This window comes from Aeromonas sp. BIGb0445, assembly GCF_024809075.1.
Taxonomy (GTDB): Bacteria; Pseudomonadota; Gammaproteobacteria; order Enterobacterales; family Aeromonadaceae; genus Aeromonas; species Aeromonas rivuli.
Genome location: NZ_JANUES010000008.1, coordinates 71,768 through 90,860, shown reverse-complemented (window position 1 = coordinate 90,860; position 19,093 = coordinate 71,768). Strand labels below are relative to the sequence as shown.

The window sequence follows — 19,093 nt, the reverse complement described above, 5'->3', positions numbered from 1 at the left end:
GGTGGTTGCGTCCCGCATCACCCTCTCTTCCCGAGAGGTCACCATCCTGATCTTTCACTCCCTTGCCTGGCACCCTGCCATTCCCGGCGTCCTGCCCTCACCACTCCCTGGGTGAAGCCTTGACCCAATCCTTGGGCCGTTTCCTTGTCACCACTTTACCAAGTTCGATGACTGGCTCAATCTGAGCTCAGTCTCAAGGGAAGGGGCCAAACTGCATAGGCAATGAATAACCAATTAAAAAATAATAACTTTATTTTATTTAATGCAATTTTTTCAGCTTGGGCCACCGAGGGAAATGGTGGATCTCGCACAGGGAAGCTGGTCAAAGCCACCGAAAACAAAACAGGGAGCCCAAGGGCTCCCTGTTTGTTGCGCTGATGCAATCACAGCAAAGATTCTGTCGCGCGCCAGTTAGTGCAACCCTGGCACATATTTGGACAAAATCTCGATGTCCTTGTCCGTCAGCTTCTTGGCGATGTCTCGCATCATGCCATTGGGATCATTGTCGCGGGTGGCGGCACGGAAGCCTTCCAGCTGCGCCTTGATGTAAGCCGGATGTTGACCGGACAGGCTGGGGTACTTCGCCTGCTCTACACCGGCACCACGGGGGCCATGACAAGAAGAACAAGCAGGCAGACCGCGACTCATGTCACCGCCCATATAGAGCGCCTTGCCTGCGGCAACGACCTCATCAGGAACGGCAACCGGTGTAATTTGTTGGCTGGAGAAGTAGGCGGCCAGGTCGTCCATATCCTGCTCTGACAGAGGCAAAGCCATGGCTCCCATGATGGGAGAAGCGCGACCCGTGTTACCAGAAGCGGCAGCCTTCAGTTCCACTAATTGTTTTTTAATATATGATGCGTGCTGGCCAGTGAGCTTGGGGTAAATATCAGCCGGGCTGTTTCCGTCCGGTCCATGACATGCAGCGCAGACCGCCGACTTGGTTTGTCCCGCAGCGGCATCGCCTGTGGCTTGTGCCATCCCCGTTACGCCAACCATCAGAGCAAGAGTAATGACTAGGTTCTTCATGGCGTTCCAACTTCTCGTTATTAGGCTTCCGATCCCATGCCGCTGAAGGCATGTTAAAATAAACGCGTTTAAGCGACGCCATTTTACACGATTTCACAAAAAAGTAACTCTATAACCCTCTCTCTCCATGGGGAATTTACGTTGGATACACAAACTCTGAATTTCAATAAGGTGCATTTTGTGACCAGCGCACCCGACATCCGTCACCTACCAAATGATGGGGGTGTCGAGATTGCGTTTGCCGGGCGTTCCAACGCAGGTAAGTCATCAGCATTGAACACCTTAACCAAGCACAAGAACCTGGCCCGGACCAGTAAAACCCCCGGCCGGACCCAGTTGATCAACCTGTTTGAACTGGAACCAGGCAAACGTCTGGTCGACTTGCCGGGTTATGGTTATGCCCAGGTTCCGCTGGAAATGAAGCTAAAGTGGCAAAAGTCGCTGGCCGAATATTTGCAGCGTCGTGAGTCTTTGAAAGGTCTGGTGATCCTGATGGATATTCGCCATCCACTCAAGGAAACCGACATGAACATGCTGGAGTGGAGCTCTCACCGCGAACTGCCTGTCATGCTGCTGCTGACCAAGGCGGACAAGCTGAGCCCAGGCCCGCGTAACACCCAGGTGATCAAGGTGCGTCAGGCGGTTGCCAATCTGGGTCCCCAGATCCAGGTCGAGGCATTCTCCTCCCTCAATCAGATCGGGCTGGAGAAGCTGGCGCAGACCCTGACTGGCTGGTACCTCGCGGGTGAAACCGCTGAAGGGAACTTCGACGTCGAGCATGACGCCGATTAAACCCCGCCATTTTTCAATTAGCGGAGCTGGGCTCCGCTAATTGAAACCCTTTCCCCCACCTGCTCACCTGCTCACCTGCTCACCTGCTCACCTGCTCACCTGCTCACCTGCTCGATAATCTCCATTCGAGCCACAAAATACAACCAATTGTTTTAAATAGATAAAACATTTAATTCTCTTTAAGAATAAACAATCAGGCAACTTGATAACGTTTTCAGATCTTCACTGATGAAGGGCAATAAAAAACAGTTCCATACAGAAAACTGTAATTAAATTACCAAAAGAGACCGCGGCAGGCGCGAGACAGACACAAAAATGAGGCCAGTACCCTGAGTAGGAGACCGGCCTGAAGAAGCAATGCAAAATTGGGAAGAAATGGGTCTTGAGAACAAATGACAACTGGGTTTACCCAAGAAACCGCTCTATTTTATCAAAGAGTCGCCATTTTTAAAGTCTTTACTCTAAATCGGGTGCATAAAAAAACACCCCGACGAGAACTCATCGGGGCAGCTATTCAGCCACATTCAATTACGTGAAATAAAAGGTCTGAAAGATAGAACATCTTACCTCTGTACCCTACGTCAATAACTGTACATCAAAGCGGCAAAAAAGTGAAAGTAATTTATGTAACAAAATTTCACTGAAGTTCAATGTGACTTTTCTTTATAATTTTCAAGTGGATAAAAAAAACCCCAGTACGAATACCGGGGTGTTATAAAGGTGACTAACTAGCACTTCCTCAACTATCTAGTTAGTCAGCACGATAATGACAAAGTTCCACTCTCCTGAAAAAAAACTTGGCTGGTCTAGCCAGAAAGAACGATAAACAAATCAAGATGTTGATATTTAAGAACTTTATCTGTAATGGTGTGTCGAGTTGAAGAAGGCTCTGAGGAAGTCCTTATCCCGCCGTAGAGGGTGACCGACTAGTTTCCCCACCGATAGCGATGCATGTAGCCAGGGATCCGAGCCCCCATCCGTAGCATGGGGAAAGAGGGCCGCTGCGCGGTCCCCTGCCCCATCGCCTGGTCTGGCAATGCTCTACGTCATCCCCCTTCCAGGTTACGTTTCAGTTCCCGTAGCACCTGGGTTGTGCCAGGGCGTATGCCCCGCCAAATGGTGAAGGCCTCGGCGGCTTGTTGCACCAGCATGCCGAGCCCATCCATGATCTTGCGCGCGCCTTGTTCCCTGGCCCAGGCATTGAATGCCGTGTCATCTGCGCCATACATCATGTCATACACGGCAATATCACCATGGATGAGCGTAGGCGAGATCGCTGGCAGAGCCCCTTGCAGACTGGCTGAGGTGGAGTTGATCACCAGGTCGAACGGCCCCGTGAGCGCATCATATTGCGCCGCGACTATAGGCCCCAGGCTGGCGAAACGCTGGGCCAGCTGAGCCGCCTTGTCATGGGTACGGTTGGCGACAACCAGAGCGCCGGGCCCTTCCGCCAGCAGGGGAGCAATGGCACCACGAGCCGCGCCACCCGCGCCGAGCAGCAGAATGCGACTCTCGGCCAGGGTAATTCCCTGAGCCTTGAGGTCAGCCACCAGACCGGCCCCATCCGTATTGTCGCCAAGCAGCAGGCCATCATCGGTCAGCTTGATGGTGTTGATGGCCCCCGCCAGCTTGGCACGCGGGCTCAGGCTGTCGACCAGGGCGAACGCCTGCTCCTTGAAAGGCACGGTAATATTGCAACCCTTGCCTCCTTCGACAAAGAAGCGGCGCAGCGCAGCGGCAAACTCGTCCGGCTCGGGATCGGCCAGTCCATACTCCAGCTGCTGCTGGGTCTGCCTGGCAAACAGGGTGTGAATGAAGGGCGACTTGCTGTGTCGCACCGGGTGACCGAATACCGCATACCTGTCCATCACGAGTGTCCATCTAGGAAAGAGTGATCCGATTTAACGGCTTTTCCCCGCATGGGACAAGTTCAATCCCCATGAAAAAGGGCCGCCTCAGCGACCCTTTCCATTAGAACCACTGCCGTGGCGTGAGGTAATCCGTGTAGAGCAGAGCCTCAGCAGAACCTGGCTCGGCCTGCCAATCATACTCCCAGCGAGCCAGGGGCGGCATGGACATCAGTATGGACTCGGTACGGCCACCGGTTTGCAGGCCAAACAGGGTTCCCCTGTCATAGACCAGATTGAACTCGACATAGCGACCGCGACGATAGAGCTGGAACTGGCGCTCCCTCTCACCATAAGGGGTGTCTTTGCGGCGAGCCAGGATCGGCAGGTACGCGGCAAGATAACCCTCACCCACTGCCTGCATGAAGGCGAATGAGTGCTCGAACGGCCAACGGTTGAGATCGTCAAAGAAGAGGCCGCCAACGCCGCGAGTCTCATCCCTGTGCTTGAGATAGAAGTAGCGATCGCACCAAGACTTGAACTCAGGGTAAATATCATCGCCAAATGGCTGACACAACTCATGAGCCACCTGGTGCCAGTGTCGCACGTCCTGCTCGAACGGATAAAAGGGCGTCAGGTCAAAGCCACCACCAAACCACCAGATGGGATCTTCACCCTCCTTCTCGGCGATGAAGAAGCGCACATTGGCATGGCTGGTCGGTACATAGGGGTTGTGGGGATGGATAACCAGGGAAACTCCCATCGCCTCGAAGCGGCGCCCGGCCAGTTCGGGCCTATGGGCGGTAGCCGAGGCAGGCATGGCATCGCCATAGACATGGGAGAAGTTGACGCCGCCCTGCTCTATCACCTTGCCGGATCGCATCACCCGGGTGCGGCCACCGCCACCCCCGTCTCTCGTCCAGGCGTCTTCGACGAAGCGGCCCAGGCCATCGGCCTGCTCCAGCCCTTGGCAGATACGGTCTTGCAGCGCCAGCAGGAAGGTTTTGACTGCGGCCACATCAGGTTTGCTCATTGCTTCTCCAGCCAACGGGATCAAAGAGTCCCGCCTCGTTATCGTCTTGTCGCAATTTCCCCTACGGGGGACAACGGGATGTCAGGAGGGACGGATCAGGGCCCCAGTGCGGGCATCCTTGATCTCGGACGGGTTGCACAACCCGCCCACCTCCCCGGCCTGTATATGCGCCAGTTGTTCGGCCAGCCCGGACGGTATCTGGGCAATATTGCGGGCCGGCTCTTCACCAGTCAGATTGGCGCTGGTCGATACCAGCGGCTTGCCGAAGGCACGACACAGGGCCTGAACCTGGGGGTGGGCGCTGACCCGCACCGCCAGGGTATCGAATCGGCCAGTCAGCCAGTCAGGGGTATGAGCCTTGGCTGGCATGATCCAGGTGAAGGGGCCGGGCCAGCTGGCCAGTACCTGGGCGCGCTGCTCGGCGCTCAACTGGGTCAGGTCGATATAAGTCTCCAGCTGGGCCAGATCGGCGGCAATCAAGATAAGCCCCTTCTCCATCGGCCGCTGTTTGATGGCGAGCAACTGCTGCACGGCGGCCTGGTTATCGGGGTCGCACCCCAGGCCAAATACAGCCTCGGTGGCATAGGCAATGACGCCGCCAGCACGAAGGGCGGCGACGGCTTGTTCGAATTCGTTCTGCATAGGAGATTCTGTATCAAAAAAATGCGGCAGCCGAGCTGCCGCATGGGACTTATTTCAGCAACTGAGCCTGAAGGGCGGCATCTTTGGCCATCACTTCTTCGGCATTTTTCTGACGCTCGGCACGTACCTTGACGGCCAGGGCGTCATCGGCCACGGCCAGCATCTGGGCAGCCAGATAACCTGCGTTCTTGGCACCAGCCTTGCCGATGGCAACGGTCGCAACCGGCACGCCACCCGGCATCTGCACGGTGGAGAGCAGAGCATCCAGACCCTTGAGCGGGCCACCGTCTATGGGCACACCGATCACGGGACGGGTGGTGATACCGGCAACGGCACCGGCCAGGTGCGCAGCCAAACCAGCGGCACAGATGAAAACCTTGCAACCACGGGCTTCGGCATCGGTGACGTACTGGTGGGTCGCAGCCGGGGTACGGTGCGCAGAGGTGACTTTCACTTCCACTGTGATATCGAAGGACTTGAGTACTTCCAAGGTGGTCTGCATCACGGGGAAATCTGAATCAGAACCCATCAGCACAGCAACAAACGGTTTATTCATGGTGGGAATTTCCTTACTCCAAGTGGGGGGTTGAAGTTACCGCAAACGTTTCGCTCGCTCGACGGCGGCGCGATTATACCTGCTCGCTTTGATGACCGCATTTCTTTTGCGGGCAGATCAATCTTAATATTCCCCGCACCCGCTTCTCGACCATGATAGCCCAGCCACATTCGGAACAAGGTATGGCCACCGGCTTGTCATTGACCACATATTTGCAATGGGGATAGTCATTGCAGCTGTAGAATTGCTTGCCATAACGGGAGGTGCGGCTGAGCAGATGGCCCTTGCCACAGGCAGGACAGGGGATCTGGGTATCACCACTCTCCTGCAGTGAGGCCATGTGCTGACAAGCAGGGTATTGGGTACAACCGACGAAGAGACCATAACGCCCCTTCTTGATGGCCAGTGGCTGGCCGCAATCGGGACAGATTGAACCTTCCAGCACCTTCTCGATGTCGCGACCGGATGGGGCCAGGGAACGGATATAGTCGCAGGCGGGGTAGCTGGCACAACCGAGAAAGGGGCCGTGTTTGCCTTGGCGGATCACCAATGCAGCGCCGCACTGGGGGCAAGGCTCACGCTCAAGCGCATGCTCGTGGGCAGAAAAGAGCTGATGGTCGATCTTGGACATGGGCCGCGCCTCGAATTCGGATGATCCGGATTCTACCAGCACGGCACCGGGCTGTCAGTGCAGTATGCCGTCCGACTCGTCGAACACCAGCTCTTCCATCTGCTGGTAAGCGGTCTCGCTGCCGGGGACATTGAACAGCACCATCATCACGACCCACTTGAGGTCATCGAGTTCGATATCGGGTTTGTCGAGTTCGAGCAGTCGCTCGATGCAGATCTCGCGGGTCTCGGCATTGAGTACCTGAGCCTGCTCCAGGAACAACATGAAGCCACGGCACTCGGTGCCAAGACGCACCAACTCTTCGGGGGCATAGATTCGCATCGAGCCCTGGGCGCTGGCGGTCACATAGACTTCACGTTCGCTATCATGCAGATTGGCCAGCCGTTCCAGCCAGTTGAGGGCCTTGTTGATCTCGTCCTGGTCGAAACCGGCACGGGTCAACTCGTCGGTGAGTTCATCTTGTTCGACCGTTACATCGGCATCACTGTGGATGTAGGTCTCGAAAAGGTACATCAATACATCAAACATGATTCGCCCTCCTCGCTTTGACGTATCCACCGGCTACCGCTATCACAGCACCTGCCAGCTCAAGCTCGACTAACCTGCCCAGTACCACCTCGACAGGAAGCTCGGTCCGTTCGGCAACGGTATCCACACTCGTGGTCTCATAATCTACGTTATCCAACAAATCGGCATAAGGCAATGCACTATTAATAGCGGTATTAGCGTCGATATTGCCACCATTACTGGCATCCGAGGTGACCCCGCCCCCCCCTGACGGAATGAAAATCTGTGTCCAGTGGAGTTCAGCCAGCACATCCTCGGCATTGAGTACCAGTTTGGCCCCCTGCTGGATCAGCCGGTTGCAACCCAAAGCCTGCTCATTTTGCGGGGCACCGGGCACGGCAAACACCTCGCGCCCCTGTTCCAATGCGTAACGGGCCGTGATGAGAGAGCCACTCTGCTCGGCGGCCTCGACCACCAGCGTACCGAGGGAGAGGCCGCTGATGATGCGGTTACGACGGGGGAAATGTTCGGCCAATGGCCCCTTGTCCGGTGCAAATTCGGAGATGATCAGACCGCCATTGCCCAGGATCTGCTCAGCCAGGAGTTGATGGCGTTTGGGGTAGACCTGATCCAACCCGGAGCCAAGCACGGCAAGGGTGATGCCGCCAGCGGCCAGTGCTTGCTGATGGCAGACGCCATCTATGCCAAGGGCCAACCCCGAGGTGATCGCCAGCCCGGATCCCACCAATGCCTGAGCGAGCCTGGCCGCATTATCCTTGCCCGCATAACTGGGGTGACGACTGCCAACCATGGCAATCTGTGGTAAGCACAAGGCGTCAATATCGCCGCGACAGTAGAGCAAGAGGGGGGCCGCAGGGATCTCCCGCAGCAAGGGAGGATATGCCGGACTGTCCAGGCAGATAAGTCTGTTGCCGGGGCGGTCAGCCCAGACAAGAGCCTGATCTACCCCGGCACCGGGGTGGCGCAGGGCCCTGATCTGCTCCCATTTCAGGCCTAAACCATGGAGATGGGCATCATCGCAATCAAACAGCGCAGTTATGCCACCCTCTGGCTTTTCTGCGGCGGCACGCTCAGCCAGGGCCGCCAAAAGACGCGAAGCGGTGACCGGCCCTATCCCGGGTACGCTTTCCAGTATCAGCCAGGCTCGGAGTTCATCCATGATGACCGAGCTCAGAAATTACTGACCTTGTAACCTGTACTCACCATGTCCTGGCTCTGCAATATCATGCCGTAACTCAGCTTGTCATAGACCTTGAACAGCATGATGCGGGCGATGGACTCGTCAGGCAGAGGAGTCCGGCCCGCCGAGTGGAAGCCCTTGTCATAGAGGGAAGAGAAGTCGCGATAGGAGACCTTGCCATACTTGTCGGTCAGGCGGAGTCCGGGTCGCTGCACGTCCAGCACATCGCCGGGCGCCATCTGATCGCGAGCCCCCTTGTTGATCAGGACAATGTCAAACTTGCCACCACCACGGGCCTTGCTCGGCAACTCGACCACATAGCCAGGGCTGGTGAGCGGTGCAGCCTTGGGGGTAAACAAGGCAGAGAGGTTCTCTTGAGCCGGCAAGGGCATCAGCTTGTCCCCCTGATAGACTTCGCGCTGATTGCTGGTGAGGAGGATACGGCTGCGATCCTTGGCCAGTCGCGCCTGCGCATGAGCCGTCCCCACGAAGATGGCCTCCTGGCCCAGCAGCTCGCGGGTCTTCGCATCTTTATAAATGGTGCCTGGCCGATAGATGCCATAGTCCTGACCCGGGATCAGATCCCCCTGCACATAGAGGGTTGCTCCCTCCAGTATGCCGACATGGCCTTCATTTTCACCCAGGATATAGGGCAAGGCCTTGCTCTCCTGGCGCGTCGCGAAGATGTGATCCGTCTGCATGAAGGGACCAATTTCGCTCAACGGCAATGTCGGGATAGGATTCGCTTTACTCTCATAGTGATTCTTGGGAGAGAGGGTGATGACCCGCTTTCCACCTTGTACCGTCTTGCCGAGGCGCGGCTGGCCATTGACCCAGCTGAGTTGCAGCACATCCCCCGGGTATATCCAGTGCGGATTCGCAATCTGCGCATTGATATTCCAGAGCTGGGGCCAAAGCCAAGGCTGCTCGAGATACTTGCCGGAAATATCCCACAGGGTATCGCCCTTCTGGACCACATAGTTGCTGGGATAACCGCTTTTGAGGGACAGCGTCTGGGCCTGTGCACCCTGGCTTATCAGGGCCAGCAGACAGGCAAAAGTCGTTTGCTTCAGATACATAACACTCCCTGTTATTTCTGTGCGCAAAGTGTTGCTGTTTTTTGTCGGCGTAAATGACTAGAATTACGTCAATATTGACTGCAATTATACGAAACTAAAGATAAGACTATGGCCATTCTAGATGTATTGCGTTTCCCCGATGAACGTCTGCGGACCGTTGCAGCCCCTGTCGAGACCATTACACCCGAGTTACAACACATTGTAGATGATATGTTCGACACCATGTATGCGGAGGAAGGCATAGGCCTGGCCGCAACTCAGGTCGACATCCATCAGCGCATCATAGTTATCGACGTCTCTGAGGATCGAGAAGATCCTCTGGTGCTGATCAACCCGGAAGTCATTGCCCAGTCAGGCAGCACAGGTATCGAAGAGGGTTGCCTCTCTGTACCAGGCAGCCGTGCGCTGGTGCCGCGCGCCGAGTGGATCAAGATCCGCGCCCTGGACCGTAACGGCAAGCCGTTTGAACTCGAAGCGGACGATCTGCTGGCTATCTGCATCCAGCATGAGATGGATCATCTGGTGGGCAAGCTGTTTGTGGATTACTTGTCCCCACTCAAGCGCCAGCGCATCCGTCAAAAACTGGAAAAAATGGCGCGCGAAGACCGTAAAGCCGGTTAAGGACCTGCCCCTTTGAATAAATTGAAACTGATTTTTGCCGGTACCCCCGACTTCGCCGCCCGTCATCTGGCGGCGTTGTTGTCTTCCGACCATGAGGTCGTTGCCGTTTACACCCAGCCGGACAAGCCCGCTGGCCGTGGCCAGAAGCTGACGGCCAGCCCGGTCAAGGAGCTGGCGCTTGCGCACCAGTTGCCCATCTACCAACCTGCCTCCCTGCGCAATGAAGAGGCCCAGGCCGAACTCAAGGCACTGGGTGCCGACCTGATGGTGGTCGTCGCCTATGGCCTGATCCTGCCCAAGGTGGTGCTCGACACCCCGCGTCTGGGTTGCATCAATGTCCACGGCTCCCTCCTGCCACGCTGGCGTGGTGCGGCGCCCATCCAGCGCGCCATCTGGGCGGGAGATGCCGAAACCGGCGTGACCATCATGCAGATGGATGTGGGTCTGGACACCGGTGCCATGATACGCAAGGTAAGCTGCCCCATCGCCCCCGACGAAACCTCCGCCAGCCTCTATGACAAGCTGGCCGAGCTGGGCCCCCAGGCATTGGTCAAGACGCTAGACGGGATAGCCGCCGGTAACGCCCTCGCCGAGCCGCAGGATGATGCCCTGGCCAATTACGCCCAGAAGCTCTCCAAGGAGGAGGCGCGCATCGACTGGTCCATGGACGCCGTCGCCATTGAGCGCTGCATACGAGCCTTCAATCCCTGGCCTATCAGCTGGTTTGAAGTGGCGGAACAGACCGTCAAGGTCTGGCAGGCAGAAGCACTCGAGGCCGAACATGACCAGCGTCCCGGCACCCTGCTCAAGGCCGACAAGCAGGGGATCGACATCGCCACCGGCCATGGCATCCTGCGTCTGCTGACTCTGCAACCTCCCGGCAAGAAAGCCATGTCCGTCTCGGATCTGCTCAACTCGCGCCGTGACTGGTTTGCCCCCGGCATCCGACTGCATTGAGCTGGATGGAATTGAAACAAGCGGGGCCCAAGCCCCGACTTGCGCATCTAAGGTAACATTATGAAAACACGTGCACAGGCCGCTCTCGTCATTCAACAGGTGCTGGATCAGGGGCTGTCCCTCTCCGCCGTTCTGCCTGCTGCCCAGGAGAAGGTCGCCCCCCGCGATCGCGCCCTCCTGCAAGAACTCTGCTACGGCACTCTGCGCTGGATGCCGCGCCTGGATGCCGCCGTCAACGAGATGATGGACAAGCCTCTCAAGAACAAGAGCCGCATCTTCCACTATCTGATCCTGGTCGGGCTCTATCAGCTCATCTACACCCGTATCCCGGCTCACGCCGCCGTGGCCGAGACCGTCAATGCGGTCAAGCTGCTCAAGGGCAGCTCGCTGCGAGGCCTGATCAACGGCGTGTTGCGCAACTTCCAACGCAGCGCCGAGGTGATACTGGCTCGTATCGACAGGGTACCCAGCATACGCCTCGGCCACCCCGAGTGGCTCACCAAGCGTCTACGCCAGGCCTACCCCAACCAGTGGGAATTCATCATGGAGGCCAACAACCAGCGCCCGCCCATGTGGATCCGCAACAACGGTCAGCGCCAGAGCCGCGACCAGATGCTGACGCGCATGGCCGAGGCGGGCATCAATGCGCTGGCCGGTGAAGAGGGTGCTGACTGCATCTTGCTGGAGCGTCCCTGTGACGTGACCAAACTGCCCGGTTTCGAACAGGGTGACTGCTCGGTGCAAGATGGCGCCGCCCAGCTCGCCGCCCAGCTGCTCGACCCGCAACCGGGCGAGTGGATACTGGATGCCTGCGCCGCCCCGGGCGGCAAGACGGCACATCTGCTCGAGCGCCAGCCCGACTTGGCCGGAGTGGTCGCCGTCGATGCCGACGATAACCGCCTCAAACGGGTGCAGGAGAATCTGGATCGCATCGGTCTCAAGGCCCGGCTCATCCATGGGGATGCCAGCACCCCGGAGCAGTGGTGGCCAGAGGGTCAGTTCGACCGCATCCTGCTCGATGCTCCCTGCTCCGCCACCGGCGTCATCCGTCGCCACCCCGACATCAAGTGGCTGCGCCGGGATCAGGACATTCGCGAGCTGGCCGAGTTGCAGGGCCGCATCCTTGCCGCACTCTGGCCAAGGCTTAAAGTGGGCGGCACCCTGCTCTACGCCACCTGCTCGGTGTTGCCAGAAGAGAACCGCGATCAGGTGCGCACCTTCCTTGCCGCGACCAAGAGTGCCCGTCTGGTGCCGCTCCACGCCCAAGACAGCCCGGCCTCTCCGGGTCGCCAGTTCCTGCCGGGCGAGGCGGGCATGGATGGTTTCTACTACGCCAAGCTGATAAAAGAAGCCTGATGAATGCGGCCATGGGCCAGCCTGCTGGCCCCCTCCACCCCCTTGATGCGAGTAACGCTTCCCTATGAAAATCATCATACTGGGAGCCGGCCAGGTCGGCGGCACCCTGGCCGAGAACCTTGCCGGGGAGAACAATGACATCACCCTGGTCGACACCGACAGCGACCGGTTGCGCGAGCTGCAAGACAAGTTCGACTTGCGGGTGGTCAATGGCCACGGCGCCCACCCCAAAGTGCTGCGCGAGGCGGGAGCCCAGGATGCGGACATGCTGGTCGCCGTCACCAACAGTGATGAAACCAACATGATCGCCTGCCAGATCGCCTACTCGCTGTTTAACACCCCGAACAAGGTGGCGCGTATTCGCTCCCCCTCTTATCTGGCTGAGCGGGATCGGCTCTTTCTGCCCGAGGCGATACCAGTGGATCACCTCATCGCCCCCGAACAGCTGGTGACCGACTATGTTCGCCGGCTGATTGAATATCCGGGTGCCTTGCAGGTGGTGGACTTTGCCGGTGGCAAGGTGGGGCTGGTGGCGGTCAAGGCCTACTATGGCGGCCCCCTGGTCGGCAACGCACTCTCGACCCTGCGTGAGCACATGCCCAACATAGAGACCCGGGTGGCGGCCATCTTCCGCCAGGGCCGCTCCATCCGCCCGCAAGGCACCACCATCATCGAGGCCGATGACGAGGTGTTCTTCGTCGCGGCGGCCGGTCATATCCGCGCCGTGATGTCCGAGTTGCAGCGCCTCGAGAGTCCCTATCGCCGCATCATGATCGTCGGTGGCGGCAACATCGGAGCCGGTCTCGCCCGCCAGCTGGAGAAGCGCTACAGCGTCAAGTTGATCGAGCGTAACCAGAAGCGGGCCGAGCAACTCTCAGAACTGCTGGAAAACACCATCGTCTTCTGTGGCGATGCCGCGGATCAGGAGCTGCTCGCCGAGGAGCACATCGATCAGATCGACGTCTTCATCGCGGTCACCAACGAAGATGAGGCCAACATCATGTCGGCCCTGCTCGCCAAGAAGATGGGGGCCAAGAAGACGATGGTACTCATACAACGCAGTGCCTACGTGGACTTGGTGCAAGGCGGCTCCATCGACATCGCCATCTCGCCCCAGCAAGCCACCATCTCGGCGCTGCTGACCCATGTGCGCCGGGCCGATATCGCCAACGTCTACAGCCTGCGCCGTGGCGCGGCCGAGGCCATCGAAGCCATTGCCCACGGCGATGAAAACACCTCCAAGGTGGTCGGTCGCTCTGTGGGTGAACTGAAACTGCCGCCCGGCACCACCATAGGCGCGGTCGTCCGCGGTGATGAGGTGTTGATCGCTCACGATCGCACCAAGATCCAGCAAGATGACCATGTGGTGATGTTCCTGGTCGACAAGAAGTACATACCGGAAGTGGAGCGATTGTTCCAGCCAAGCCCCTTCTTCCTGTGACCTGACCATGCCCACTCCTCAAGCAGACAAGACCCGGTTCACCGCTCCTCGCGGTGGCCGGTGTTTCGCTCATCAACGACCAGGCGATTCATCATGATCAAGCTGCGTCCCATCGTCTTCACCCTGGGTCTGGTGCTTTCCAAACTTGCCCTGTTCATGTGGCTGCCCACCCTGCTCGCGCTGCTTACCGGCTCCGAGGGATTCGTCGAATTTCTGCAATCCGTGGTGATCACCCACCTCGCCGCCTTCTGGTGCCTGCACTATGGCCGCAAGGCCGAGTTTCACCTTGGCGTGCGCGAGATGTTCCTGCTCACCACCTCGGTGTGGGCGGTAGCCTGCCTGTTTGGCGCCCTGCCCTTCGTGTTCATCACCCACATCGGCTTCGCCGACGCCTACTTCGAGACCATGTCCGGGGTCACCACCACGGGATCCACCGTGCTGTCCGGGCTCGATGGCATGGCCCACAGCATCTTGTTGTGGCGCTCCATCTTGCAGTGGCTGGGAGGGGTCGGCTTCATCGTGATGGCGGTGGCCGTGCTGCCCTACCTCAACGTGGGCGGCATGAAGTTGTTCCAGACCGAGAGCTCGGATTGGTCAGACAAGAGCGCCCCCCGCGCCAAGACGGTGGCCAACAACATAGTGCAGGTCTATCTGGTGCTCTCCATGCTCTGCTTCCTCGCCTACTGGGCGAGCGGCATGAACAGCTTCGAGGCCATCAACCATGCCATGACCACCCTCAGCACCGGGGGCTACTCCACCTCGGATCAATCCATGTCCCACTTCTCTCACGCGGCACACTGGATTGGTACCCTGTTCATGTTCCTGGGGGGCTTGCCCTTCCTGCTCTATGTCCAGAGCCTGACCCGGCGCGACACCAGTCTGATCCGCGATGCCCAGGTGCGCGGCTTCTTCTGGCTCGTGGTCTGGGTCACGCTCATCATGACCTTCTACCTCTGGCACCGCGGCACCTTCGACTTCATGGATGCACTGCGGATCAGCGCCTTCAATATCGTCTCCGTGCTGACCACCACAGGTTATGGTCTGGGGGATTTCGGCACCTGGGGGCCGCTCACCAGCATCCTCTTCCTCTTCCTGCTGGGACTGGGGGCCTGCTCGGGCTCTACCGCAGGCGGCCTCAAGATATTCCGGGTGCAAGTGGCCTTCTCCCTGTTCAGGAAGCAGATGCGCCAGCTGATGCACCCCTCGGGGGTCTTCCCCCAGAAGTACAATGGCCGCCCGGTCAACGAGGCGATAGTGCGCTCCCTGATCGCCTTCGTGCTCGCCTACTTCGCCATCATCATCTTGATCGCCGCCCTGCTGGCACTGATCGGGCTGGATCCCCTCACCGCCCTGTCCGGCTCCATCACGGCGGTAGCCAACGTGGGCCCCGGCATGGGGCCCGTCATCGGCCCCAGCACCAACTTCGCCAGCCTGCCAGATTCGGCCAAGTGGATACTGTCGTTCGGCATGCTGCTGGGGCGACTCGAGATATTGACGGTAGCCGTCATCTTCTTCCCCTCCTTCTGGAAGCAATAAGCCGCCGCCGGACAGCAAAAAGGGCAGCCAATGGCTGCCCTTTCTCATGTCACAACGCAGTGCTAGTCCCCTGACTCTTCCCGCTCCAGGGCGCGATTGACCAGCGGCTCTGGCAGGGTCTTGGTCACCTCCACCCCCAGCTCGCGGAATCGCTCGGCCTGGGCGATCAGGTTGCCGCGACCGCTGACGAGTCGGCCCATGGCCTTGTCATAACTCTCCTGCGCCTTGTTCAGGCTGCCGCCAAGCTGCTGCATCTCCTCCACGAACAGTCGCAGCTTCTCGTAGAGGCGGCCGGCCCGCTCGGCTATCTGGCGGGAATTCTGGTTCTGACGCTCGTAGCGCCACAGGTTCTCTATGGTGCGCAGCGCCACCATCAGGTTGGTGGGGCTGACCAGCAGTATGTTGTGGTCCAGGCCATAGCGCACCAGGGAGGGATCCGCCTCCAGCGCCGCCAGGAAGGCAGGCTCCACCGCCACGAACATCAGCACATAGTCCAGGGTGCGCACCCCGGGCAACTGCTGGTAATCCTTGCGGCCCAGCTCGCGGATATGATTGCGCACCGAGGCGACATGCTCTTTCAGGGCCACGGCCCGGGTCAGATCATCCGCGCCGTTGTACCAGCGCTCGTAGGCGGTCAGCGACACCTTGGCATCGATGATGATGTCTTTTTCCTGGGGCAGGTGAACGATGACATCGGGCTGATAACGCTTGCCCTTGTCGGTCTCAAGGCTCACCTGGGTGTCGTATTCGTGCCCCTCGCGCAGGCCGCACTCATGAAGAATGCGCGCCAGCACCACCTCGCCCCAGTTGCCCTGCTGCTTGCTGTCGCCTTTGAGGGCGCGGGTCAGGGCCGCAGCCTCCTCCGTCATCCGGGCGTTGAGTTCGGCCAGACGCTCCAGTTCAAACTTGAGGCTGTGACGCTGGGCCGTCTCCTGGGCATGGGTCTCACCCACCTGGCGGCGAAAGCCCTCCAGCTGCTCCTTGAGCGGCACCAGCAGGTTATCCAGGCTGTGCTGGTTGAGTTCACGGAAGTTGCCCGAGTTCTGCTCGAAGATACGGTTGGCGAGGTTCTCGAATTGCTGGCCGAGCCGCGCCTCCGCCTGCTGTTGCAGCGCCAGCTTCTCGGCACTGGCGAGCCGCTCGCTGCGCAGGGTCGCCTCGGCGTCCTTGAGACGGGCGGTGAGCTTGATGATGACATTCTGCTGTTGCTCGAGCTTGTCCTGCCCCTGCAACTGCTCATCGTGCAGCTCGGCCAGTCGCACCTGCCAGGCACTGGCTCGCTCCTGGCTCAACGCCAGCGCCTGGCTCAGGGCCTGGGCACCCTGACGCCCCCACAACCAACCGAGCCCGAGCGCCAGCAAGGCCCCGCCACTCAGCCAGAGCCACGGCAGCGGCTCCATCATCGCCGGCTCCGCTGCCGCAGGAACAGCAAGAGATAGCGGTTGATCAGGATCCAGAGCACCACATAGAGCAGATAGGAGGCCAACACCACCCATTTGTGATTGTTGACGCCGCTGTCCAGCTCATCGAAGCCGATCCCCTTGAACCGGCAGTAGCCCCACATCAGCAGGGGGAAGACATAGAGCAGGGAAGCCCGCCACAGAAATAACCACATAGAGTCACCCAGCAAAAAAGACTCGCCTAGCTTACACAAGGGGGGCTGGCCTTGCGATCCCGCCGTGACGGTTCCGCTGGCTTGCATGGCACAAACCCCATAGAATTACCCCCTAATGGGTATCAGGAGCAGAGCATGGCGCATTTCCTCTGTCGACGATTGACGCGGCTCTGGGCCAGACGTCGCCCGGGCACCATCAGTTGCCGCGAGGCGCGCCCGCCCTGGGCCATCGAGGAATCCCAATTCCTCACCCTCTGCCAACGCTGCGGCAACTGCTTCCAGGCCTGTCCAAACGGCCTCATCAAGCCTGCCGCTGGCCCCGAGTACCAAAACAGCCCCATCGCCGGTACCCCGGTGCTGGATCTCGACTGTGGCCAGTGCAGCTATTGCGGCAGTTGCGCCAGAGCCTGCCCGAGCGGCGCCCTCGATCTGCGTTACGGCCGCCAGGTGCAGACCCGGGTCAGGATAGAAACCAACTGTCAGGCCAGGCAGGGGTTCTACTGCTTGCTGTGTGAGGATGCCTGTCCCCAGCAGGCCATCAAGGCCAGCCCGGACGGGGTCACGGTCAACATGGCAGCCTGCGATGGCTGCGGCGCCTGTGGCCTCGCCTGCCTCTATGGTGCCATCAGCCTGGTACGCCAGCCCTGACGCCCGCTGGCAGCGGATAGCAGAAGGGGCCCGCAGGCCCCCTCTTTATGCTGGATAACGGAGTTCAATTCACGACCAGGTGCTGCTCCTGCTCCATGCCGAGCAGGTGGCAGAGCCGGGTCGGATCGTTCACCACATCGGCGAGGGTGTACTCCCCCAGCACCTCGAGGAAGGCGTTCATCGCCTTGCGCAATATGCCCTGAATACGGCAGCCACCCGCCAAGCGGCAGTTATCCGTCTTGCAATAGGCGGGACAGAGGATGTTCTCCATGTCCATCACCACATCACGCAGGTTGATGGAGACGGCGGAGCGGCCGAGACGGATGCCCCCATGCTTGCCACGCACCGTCTCGATGTAACCCTTGATGCCAAGCTGGTGCACTATCTTGACCACGTGGTTGCGGGAGATGGCAAAGGTGTCGGCCACTTCAGTGATGGTCGAGAGCCGGTCCGTCGGCTGGAGCGCCAGAAAGGTCAAGGCGCGCAGGGCATAGTCGGTAAAACGTGTCAGTTGCATGGTGGTACTGCCTCTCACTACAGCCGGATTCGGACAAGAAGAGCCAAGGTTAAGAGCAGCGGTAGCGAGTGTCGATAAAGATGCACATAAATCGACACTTTCTTTGATTGAACGCAAACTTGCCGCCTTGTTGCACGCTTCTAGCCGGTTTGAGCGCGAACGGGCAGTTATGCCAAGGGGGCGAGAGGACGAGGATGACGCCTCAGTGCCCCTGTTCCAGCCAGGACTTGAGCGCCGCAGAGGGAATGGAGCTCTGACTGGCAACGGCAAAGGCGCCCCAGTCCACGGCGCACTGCAATGCCGCCTCAATGGCCATGCCCCGCGCCAACCCATGAATGAGCCCGGCGGCGAAGGCATCCCCGGCGCCCGTGGTGTCCACCACAGAGACGGGCCGCGCCGCTACCCTGATCCGCTCCTCCCCATGGATGGCGACGGCCCCGGCCTTGCCCTCGGTCAGCACCAGCCATTGCAACTGCTCACCGGCCAGCGCCCGGGCATGAGCCCAGGGGTCAGCGATCTCCCCCAGATCCGAGCGCGAGGCCACCAGCAGGTGACAGGGCCTCAAGTGCTTGCCGCCCTTGGGATATTGCGCCACCACCAGACAGCCGTCCTGCATCTGGCGCATATAGTCCGCCACCGCCCCTCCCGGATAGTTGACATAGAGGCAATCCACCCCCTGGCTCGGCAAGTTACCGGGCAGATCGGGACGCCGGGGCTGGCGCAAGATGGTGCGCTCGCCAGTGGAGTCAACCAGGATCAGCAACTCCCCGGTCTCACCGCCAAAGCGCTCCACATGGCTGCACTCCAGGCCATGGCTGCGCGCCTCGGCCAGCAACCAGTCCCCGGTGTCATCCAGGCCGATCCGCGAGGCGATGGCGACCTCATGCCCCGCCCACACCAGCCCTATGCCGGTGTTGGCGGCTCCACCCCCCAGGCGCCGCCCCCGATCCAAATATTGCAAGCGGGCCCCCGCGACCAGAGGCTCGGAGAGGGATAACACATGGTCACAGTTGAGATTGGCGAGTAGCAGAATGCGGGACATGACGGATCCTCAGGCAGGGCGAGGGCCCATTATAAAGAGAAAG

General features: G+C 59.4%; 20 protein-coding genes. 7 read left to right on the top strand and 13 right to left on the bottom strand.

All coding sequences use genetic code 11. From position 1 onward, the window contains the following. Positions 1–411 precede the first annotated feature (411 nt). Positions 412–1,029 (bottom strand): cytochrome c, encoded by a 618-nt coding sequence (locus M2367_RS15310; RefSeq protein WP_042039922.1) that lies wholly within the window; start codon positions 1,027–1,029, stop codon positions 412–414. Between the two features lie 141 nt (positions 1,030–1,170). Between M2367_RS15310 and yihA the strand changes: the two genes are divergently transcribed. Beyond that, on the top strand, positions 1,171–1,821 hold the full coding sequence (yihA, locus tag M2367_RS15305) for a ribosome biogenesis GTP-binding protein YihA/YsxC (protein WP_224431748.1): 651 nt from the start codon (positions 1,171–1,173) through the stop codon (positions 1,819–1,821). A gap of 1,046 nt (positions 1,822–2,867) precedes the next feature. On the opposite strand, the gene aroE is transcribed toward yihA, so the two are convergent. The 8 genes from aroE to M2367_RS15265 all read right to left on the bottom strand — a co-directional run bounded on the left by aroE (position 2,868) and on the right by M2367_RS15265 (position 9,317). After that, on the bottom strand, positions 2,868–3,689 hold the full coding sequence (gene aroE, locus M2367_RS15300) for a shikimate dehydrogenase (RefSeq protein ID WP_259237179.1): 822 nt from the start codon (positions 3,687–3,689) through the stop codon (positions 2,868–2,870). A gap of 103 nt (positions 3,690–3,792) precedes the next feature. Continuing rightward, complete coding sequence (hemF, locus tag M2367_RS15295; protein ID WP_259237178.1) at positions 3,793–4,701, bottom strand: oxygen-dependent coproporphyrinogen oxidase; 909 nt, start codon at positions 4,699–4,701, stop codon at positions 3,793–3,795. Between the two features lie 81 nt (positions 4,702–4,782). Next, positions 4,783–5,373, bottom strand: a complete 591-nt coding sequence (locus M2367_RS15290; protein WP_259237197.1) for an L-threonylcarbamoyladenylate synthase — start codon at positions 5,371–5,373, stop codon at positions 4,783–4,785. 19 nt (positions 5,374–5,392) lie between these two features. Next, positions 5,393–5,899 carry a 5-(carboxyamino)imidazole ribonucleotide mutase gene (purE, locus tag M2367_RS15285; protein ID WP_042039915.1) on the bottom strand — a complete coding sequence of 169 codons (507 nt, stop codon included), beginning with the start codon at positions 5,897–5,899 and terminating at the stop codon, positions 5,393–5,395. A 73-nt stretch (positions 5,900–5,972) separates the two neighbouring features. Then, a complete protein-coding gene (locus tag M2367_RS15280; RefSeq protein ID WP_224431744.1) occupies positions 5,973–6,530 on the bottom strand; it encodes a topoisomerase DNA-binding C4 zinc finger domain-containing protein in 558 nt (185 codons plus the stop codon). A 54-nt stretch (positions 6,531–6,584) separates the two neighbouring features. Then, positions 6,585–7,058: a DUF494 family protein gene (locus M2367_RS15275; RefSeq protein WP_042039912.1), complete on the bottom strand. Its 474-nt coding sequence runs from the start codon at positions 7,056–7,058 to the stop codon at positions 6,585–6,587. Continuing rightward, positions 7,051–8,217: a DNA-processing protein DprA gene (dprA, locus tag M2367_RS15270; RefSeq protein WP_259237177.1), complete on the bottom strand. Its 1,167-nt coding sequence runs from the start codon at positions 8,215–8,217 to the stop codon at positions 7,051–7,053. Before dprA ends, M2367_RS15275 begins: the two co-directional genes overlap by 8 nt. Before the next feature lie 11 nt (positions 8,218–8,228). After that, the gene (locus tag M2367_RS15265; protein ID WP_259237176.1) at positions 8,229–9,317 is read right to left on the bottom strand and encodes a LysM peptidoglycan-binding domain-containing protein; all 1,089 of its coding nucleotides are present in this window, start codon (positions 9,315–9,317) and stop codon (positions 8,229–8,231) included. Positions 9,318–9,425: 108 nt separating this feature from the next. Between M2367_RS15265 and def the strand changes: the two genes are divergently transcribed. From def to M2367_RS15240, 5 genes are all read left to right on the top strand, one after another. Further along, the gene (gene def / locus M2367_RS15260) at positions 9,426–9,938 is read left to right on the top strand and encodes a peptide deformylase (protein ID WP_005893461.1); all 513 of its coding nucleotides are present in this window, start codon (positions 9,426–9,428) and stop codon (positions 9,936–9,938) included. Between the two features lie 12 nt (positions 9,939–9,950). Then, positions 9,951–10,895 (top strand): methionyl-tRNA formyltransferase, encoded by a 945-nt coding sequence (gene fmt, locus M2367_RS15255; RefSeq protein ID WP_259237175.1) that lies wholly within the window; start codon positions 9,951–9,953, stop codon positions 10,893–10,895. 60 nt (positions 10,896–10,955) lie between these two features. After that, positions 10,956–12,251, top strand: a complete 1,296-nt coding sequence (gene rsmB, locus M2367_RS15250; RefSeq protein ID WP_042039908.1) for a 16S rRNA (cytosine(967)-C(5))-methyltransferase RsmB — start codon at positions 10,956–10,958, stop codon at positions 12,249–12,251. A gap of 64 nt (positions 12,252–12,315) precedes the next feature. Next, positions 12,316–13,692: a Trk system potassium transporter TrkA gene (trkA, locus tag M2367_RS15245; RefSeq protein ID WP_042039907.1), complete on the top strand. Its 1,377-nt coding sequence runs from the start codon at positions 12,316–12,318 to the stop codon at positions 13,690–13,692. Between the two features lie 93 nt (positions 13,693–13,785). Further along, positions 13,786–15,228 (top strand): TrkH family potassium uptake protein, encoded by a 1,443-nt coding sequence (locus tag M2367_RS15240; protein ID WP_224431739.1) that lies wholly within the window; start codon positions 13,786–13,788, stop codon positions 15,226–15,228. A 62-nt stretch (positions 15,229–15,290) separates the two neighbouring features. Here M2367_RS15240 and rmuC read toward each other — a convergent pair whose 3' ends face one another. Together rmuC and M2367_RS15230 are read right to left on the bottom strand one after the other, a co-directional pair. Further along, positions 15,291–16,631, bottom strand: a complete 1,341-nt coding sequence (gene rmuC, locus M2367_RS15235; protein WP_259237174.1) for a DNA recombination protein RmuC — start codon at positions 16,629–16,631, stop codon at positions 15,291–15,293. Beyond that, entirely contained in the window at positions 16,628–16,843 is a 216-nt protein-coding gene (locus M2367_RS15230) for a hypothetical protein (protein WP_042039905.1), read from the bottom strand. The genes rmuC and M2367_RS15230 overlap by 4 nt, the downstream gene beginning before the upstream one ends. Before the next feature lie 135 nt (positions 16,844–16,978). Here M2367_RS15230 and M2367_RS15225 point away from each other — a divergent pair, with 135 nt between their 5' ends. After that, positions 16,979–17,491 (top strand): ferredoxin-type protein NapF, encoded by a 513-nt coding sequence (locus M2367_RS15225; protein WP_259237173.1) that lies wholly within the window; start codon positions 16,979–16,981, stop codon positions 17,489–17,491. Positions 17,492–17,555: 64 nt separating this feature from the next. Here the strand turns inward: M2367_RS15225 and M2367_RS15220 are convergent, their stop codons facing one another. After that, positions 17,556–18,008: an Rrf2 family transcriptional regulator gene (locus M2367_RS15220; RefSeq protein ID WP_259237172.1), complete on the bottom strand. Its 453-nt coding sequence runs from the start codon at positions 18,006–18,008 to the stop codon at positions 17,556–17,558. Between the two features lie 202 nt (positions 18,009–18,210). Then, entirely contained in the window at positions 18,211–19,050 is an 840-nt protein-coding gene (locus M2367_RS15215; RefSeq protein WP_042039902.1) for a PfkB family carbohydrate kinase, read from the bottom strand. Positions 19,051–19,093 lie beyond the last annotated feature (43 nt).